Below are 5,605 nucleotides of genomic sequence, written 5' to 3' on the forward strand. Positions count from 1 at the left end.
GCATAAACCTAATCATTTTATACTCAATATATTTGCGTTAACAGAAGGTGTTTTAATCAGTTGTGTTTTTCAAGAAGCTTTTATTAATAAAAAATTAAAAAGGATTACATTTATTATAATAAGCATTTATGTATTAGTCAGTATTTTCCTATTTGCAATGCCAAATGGCTTTTTCAAGTTTAACAGTATAGTTAATACCATTTCGTGCCTTTTAATTATTATTTGGGTTTTTGTATATTTTTATCAATTACTTCAAACTCTCCAAGTGATTAAACTCTACATGCTACCTTTATTTTGGATAAGTGTAGGCAGTTTGTTGTATTTTTCTGGAACACTCTTTATATTTCTTTATAGTGATACAATTCTTTTTCAAAAAGTGCCAATATTGTATTACCAACTCTGGAATATTTATTACGTTTTGCTTTTTGTTTTTAGAGTCCTTTTATCAGTAGGCTTATGGTTTAGTAAAACAGCTATACAAATGCCTAATACATTAAATCAAAAATAATACTTACACCTTTAATTGAATGAAGGTAGATTCAATATTTACAAGTGCAATAAATATATCTTCTGCTTTCGTATTTCTTCCTTTGATAATTACTATTATTAGGAAGAAATACCTCACTAAAGAGCTGAGAATACTTGGTTGGTACGTAATAACATCAGTTAGTTGCGAAGTTTTAGGCAATTTTTGTGGAAGGGTTTTACATTACCCTAATCATTTTATACTGAATATATTTGCCTTGTTCGAATGTCTTTTAATCAGCTTAATATTTAGGGAGGCTTTTATAGGGAGTAAATTAAAGACATTTGTGTTAGTTCTAACGAGTATGTATACATTAGTTAGTGTATATTTATTTATGATACCAGATGGTTTTTTTAAGTTTAATAGTACGGTTAATACCATCTCTTGTCTTTTAATAATTACATGGGTTTTAATATATTTTTATCAATTGTTGCAAACCCTTCAATTAATTAAACTCTACACGATACCTTTATTTTGGATAAGTGTAGGATGTTTATTGTATTTTTCTGGAACACTTTTTATTTTTCTTTATAGTGATATTATCCTTTGGCAGAAACAGCCAGTATTGTATTATCAACTTTGGACTATTTATTACATATTACTTTTTGTTTTTAGAGTACTTTTAGCAATAGGTTTATGGTATAGTAAACCATCAATACAAATACCTAATGCATTAAATCAAAAATAAATACTTACACCTTTAATCAAATAAATGGAGATAGATTTAATTTTGACGTATACATCTTCTTCAGTTGTATTTCTTCCTTTGATAATTGGTATTATCAGACATAGATATCTTACTAAAGAATTGCAAATGCTTTTTTTATACGTAATAGCCGCAATTATTTTTGAGGTTTTTTGTGTTACATGGGCAAAAATACTACACCATCCCAATCATTTTATACTAAATATCTTTGCCTTGGCAGAAGGTATTTAGTTGAGTTTTACTTTTCGCAAAGCTCTTATTAATAAAAAATTAAAACGAGTCATATTTATTTCAATAATCATTTACACACTAACAAGTGTTTATCTGTTTATGATGCCAAATGGTTTTTTTAAGTTTAATAGTATAGTAAATGCGTTATCTTGCCTTTTAATAATTACATGGGTTTTAATATATTTTTATCAATTATTGCAAACTCTTCAAGTGATTAAATTATACACGTTGCCATTGTTTTGGATAAGTGTAGGGTGTTTATTATATTTCTCTGGAACGCTTTTTATATTTCTTTATGGTGATATTATCCTTTGGCAAAAACAGCCAATATTGTATTATCAACTCTGGAGTATTTATTATGTATTGCTTTTTGTTTTTAGAATTCTTTTAGCAGTAGGCTTATGGTTTAGTAAAACAGCTTTTCAGTTAAGTAAATCATTTTCAAATTAAATTGGATAAGAATGAGCTGTTTAGTCAATTTTTTAAGGTATCTCTTTATATTTCTTTATAGTGACGTGATTATTTTCAAAAAGAACTAAAGTTTTACAAACAACTCTGGAATAAAATATATTACGTTTTACTTTTCATCTTTAGAATCCTTTTAGGAATAGGTTTATGTTTCAGCAAGACCCCTCTACAATTAAAGCCATTATCGAAATAGGAACGACGATTATGCTTACATTTGCTACTAGTATTATTGTTTTAGTGTATGTGTTACACGAACGCCTCATTAAACAAAAATATGGTAGCTTATAAATATGCATAATTGAATGAGTGAGGTTAAAATCGTTATACTTGGTACAATAGCCATGCTTTTGCCTGTTTCGGCAATTATATTTTTTGTTATACTCTATTATCGACGCCAACGTATACAACGAGCTGCCCACGAAGAAGCCCTTCATGAAGCAATGCTCGAAGCCAGTGTGGTTTCACAAGAAGTAGTACGTCGTCAAATCGGTGGTGACCTTCACGATGAAATTGGGGCGTTGCTTTCTGCTACTAGAATGAGCCTTTCGCAAATGAATAAGTTTGCAGATAATGAATCTAAACGGAAGATACTTTTAGTCAGAACCGAAGAACTACTCAACGAAGCCCTCTTTAATGTAAGAAGGATTTCTAAAGACTTAATGCCCAGTACTTTAGATGAATTTGGGTTGATTGAAGCCCTGAAAGACTTCTCACAAAAAATGACCCTCCATACCAATCTTCCTATTCAATTCTGCCACGATAATCTCAATAAAAGGTATGACCCCAAAATAGAGTTATCCTTATACCGCTCTACCCAAGAATTAGTCAACAATGCCATCAAGCATGCGGAGGCGAAAGAAATCAAAATTTCCTTGAAAGAAGATAAAAACCTACTTATTCTACAAGTGAGTGATGATGGAAAAGGGTTTGATTTAGTGGCTATTAATCAACCTAGCAGAGGTATTGGAATAAAAAATATTGAAAGTCGTATGAGTCTTATCAAAGGACGTATTAAATTTGATGTAGAAATTGGCCGAGGCTCTACTTTTATTATCAATGTACCGATTTAAATCGGGATTGATATTAGTTTAATGGCGATTTCTATACATTAATTTCCTCTGTAAATCTAACCATTAATGAGTAATACAACTAAAATTAGAATTGCCGTCACCGACGACCATGCTCTTTTTCGTCGTGGTATAGTGTCTTTATTAAGCCACAATGATGATTTTGAAGTAGTACTTGAAGCATCAAACGGACAAGAGTTGATTGATAATATTCCCCAATCACTTCCCAATGTCGTTTTAATGGATTTGAATATGCCTGTATTGGATGGTATCAGAGCCACTGAAAGGATAAAAATACAGTTTCCTAAAGTGAAAATAATCGTGATTTCGATGCACGACGAAGACAAATTTGTTTCACATCTGATGTCTATCGGTGCCAACGGTTATTTATTAAAGGATGCACATCCCGATGAAGTAGAAAATGCCATTTATACTGTTTTTAATGAAGACTACTATTATGGGCCTTTTCTGGTTAAAGTAATGCATAATAGGCTCATTAATAAGCCTGAAAAAAAGAATCCAACTCCTTTAAGTTTACAAGCAGGTATTTCAGAGCGAGAACTAGAAGTACTAGAACACATTTGTCAAGGCATCACTACCCAGAACATTGCAGATATGCTATGTTTGAGTGCTAGAACCGTAGAGGGACATAGGAATAGAATAATGGAAAAAACAGGTACAAAAAATGTGGCAGGATTAGTAGCATGGGCTGTTCGCAATGGCGTTTGTTAAGAAAATACTTTAAACCACCACCTTCCTTTATCGATAATTATCTTACTATAACTTTCCCCACATGGCAGGAATCCCAGCCTGACAAGTGAAATATCAATATACAATCTCTAACTTTGCGTAAAATTATTAGAGAGACTACTTATTAATCAAGAAATGAAAACCAATTTTATAGAGGAACTTCGTTGGCGTGGAATGCTTCAGGATGCAATGCCTGGAACAGAAGAGCAACTTCAAAAAGAAATGACAGCCGCTTATATCGGCTTTGACCCTACAGCAGCATCATTACATATCGGTAATTTAGCAACGATTATGTTGTTAAAACATTTTCAATTGTGTGGACATAAACCAATAGCATTAGTAGGAGGTGCCACAGGGATGATTGGAGATCCATCTTTCAAAGCATCAGAAAGATCATTTCTTTCTGAAGAAACCCTACGATTTAACCAAGAAGGTATCCGTGCACAATTATCTAAATTTTTAGATTTTGATTGTGGCGAAAATTCGGCAGAGCTTGTTAATAACTACGATTGGTTCAAAGATTTTAGTTTTCTAGGATTCCTTCGCGAAGCGGGGAAATACCTTTCGGTAAATTACATGATGTCTAAAGACTCAGTAAAGAAACGTCTTGAAACAGGAATTTCATTTACCGAATTCTCGTATCAGTTATTACAAGGCTACGATTTTTACTGGCTATACAAAAATAAAAACGTTCGTTTGCAAATGGGAGGCTCTGACCAATGGGGGAATATCACCACGGGTACAGAAATAATCAGACGTAAAGAAGGAGGTGCCGATGAAATTGAGCACAAAGCTTATGCCCTTACTACTCCCTTAGTTACTAAAGCCGATGGAACAAAATTTGGTAAGTCTGAATCAGGCAATGTTTGGTTAGATAGAACCATGACAACGCCCTACCAATTCTACCAGTTTTGGTTGAATGCCACTGACGCCGATTGTAGCCGTTTGCTAAGAGTATTTACCTTGCTTAGCAAAGAGGAAATAGAAAAGCTAGAGGCCGACCATGCCGAAGCACCGCACCTGCGTATTATGCAAAAAGCATTGGCGAAAGATGTAACAACCAGAGTACACTCTGAAAAAGATTATGATATTGCCGTGAAAGCCTCTGAAATCCTTTTTGGAAAAGGTACGCTAGAAGTACTTCAAGGAATGAGCGATGCAGATATATTAGCCGTGTTCGATGGCGTACCTCAAACAACTATTAGCACAACTGACTTTGAAAGCAGTGCTACGGTGACAGATTTGGTGTCAGTAGTAACCAATGCTGAAATTTATCCTTCAAAAGGTGAAGCTAGAAGAGCGATACAAGGAAACGCATTAAGCATTAATAAAACTAGAATAGCAGATCCAAACCACTCAGCCAATTTTGAATTACTGAATGGGAAGTACCTATTAGTAGGCAAAGGAAAGAAAAATCACTTGATAACGGTGGCTTAAATCTACTGATATACATAGTAACTCAGCCCTGAAAGGTAATTTCAGGGCTATTTTTTTGTAAAGTAATTGTTTATTTCTGGAGGGTAAAGTATTGGTTGAATAAATTCTTTAAATTTTTTTGAAATTTTTTCATGATTTAAGTTCCTGAAAAACAATGTATTTACGATTTATTTCATAAAAGTTTTAAAAAAAGTTTGCATTGATGTTTGGTGGTTTAGAATTAATCCTACATCTTTGCACTCCCAAACGACGCCAACGGGCTGAGAAAAGGGAAAGAGTTAGAGTAATTAGGAAGATAATTACTAGCAAGATTTAGGGATTACAACGGTAATTTTTAGGTTAGAGAGTTCTTTGAGATATTGGTAGAAATGATTAATAGAATTAGCTTTTAATAGACAGGTTGTTTTTTGTTATTGATTC

The 5,605-nt window shown here is 33.0% G+C and carries 4 protein-coding genes and 1 pseudogene; all 5 read left to right on the top strand.

Features of this window, described 5'->3' with window-relative positions; translation table 11 throughout:
• Positions 1-508: pseudogene (locus tag AC07XN_RS23120) on the top strand (hypothetical protein); the annotation flags it as partial.
• Between the two features lie 1,570 nt (positions 509-2,078).
• Complete coding sequence (locus tag AC07XN_RS23125; protein WP_309914659.1) at positions 2,079-2,219, top strand: hypothetical protein; 141 nt, start codon at positions 2,079-2,081, stop codon at positions 2,217-2,219.
• Between the two features lie 14 nt (positions 2,220-2,233).
• Positions 2,234-3,001, top strand: coding sequence for a sensor histidine kinase (locus AC07XN_RS23130; protein WP_309914662.1), 768 nt, complete (start codon positions 2,234-2,236; stop codon positions 2,999-3,001).
• Between the two features lie 66 nt (positions 3,002-3,067).
• The gene (locus tag AC07XN_RS23135) at positions 3,068-3,730 is read left to right on the top strand and encodes a response regulator (RefSeq protein WP_309914665.1); all 663 of its coding nucleotides are present in this window, start codon (positions 3,068-3,070) and stop codon (positions 3,728-3,730) included.
• A 153-nt stretch (positions 3,731-3,883) separates the two neighbouring features.
• Positions 3,884-5,185: a tyrosine--tRNA ligase gene (tyrS, locus tag AC07XN_RS23140; RefSeq protein ID WP_323251666.1), complete on the top strand. Its 1,302-nt coding sequence runs from the start codon at positions 3,884-3,886 to the stop codon at positions 5,183-5,185.
• Positions 5,186-5,605: the final 420 nt, after the last annotated feature.

The organism is Arcicella sp. GW458-12-2-14-TSB2, assembly GCF_059423785.1.

Bases quoted from the DNA above. Each gene is read 5' to 3' on its own strand.
- AC07XN_RS23130 (WP_309914662.1), top strand. From the start codon at position 2,234: ATGAGTGAGGTTAAAATCGTTATACTTGGTACAATAGCCATGCTTTTG.
- tyrS (WP_323251666.1), top strand. From the start codon at position 3,884: ATGAAAACCAATTTTATAGAGGAACTTCGTTGGCGTGGAATGCTTCAG.
- AC07XN_RS23135 (WP_309914665.1), top strand. From the start codon at position 3,068: ATGAGTAATACAACTAAAATTAGAATTGCCGTCACCGACGACCATGCT.
- AC07XN_RS23125 (WP_309914659.1), top strand. From the start codon at position 2,079: ATGTTTCAGCAAGACCCCTCTACAATTAAAGCCATTATCGAAATAGGA.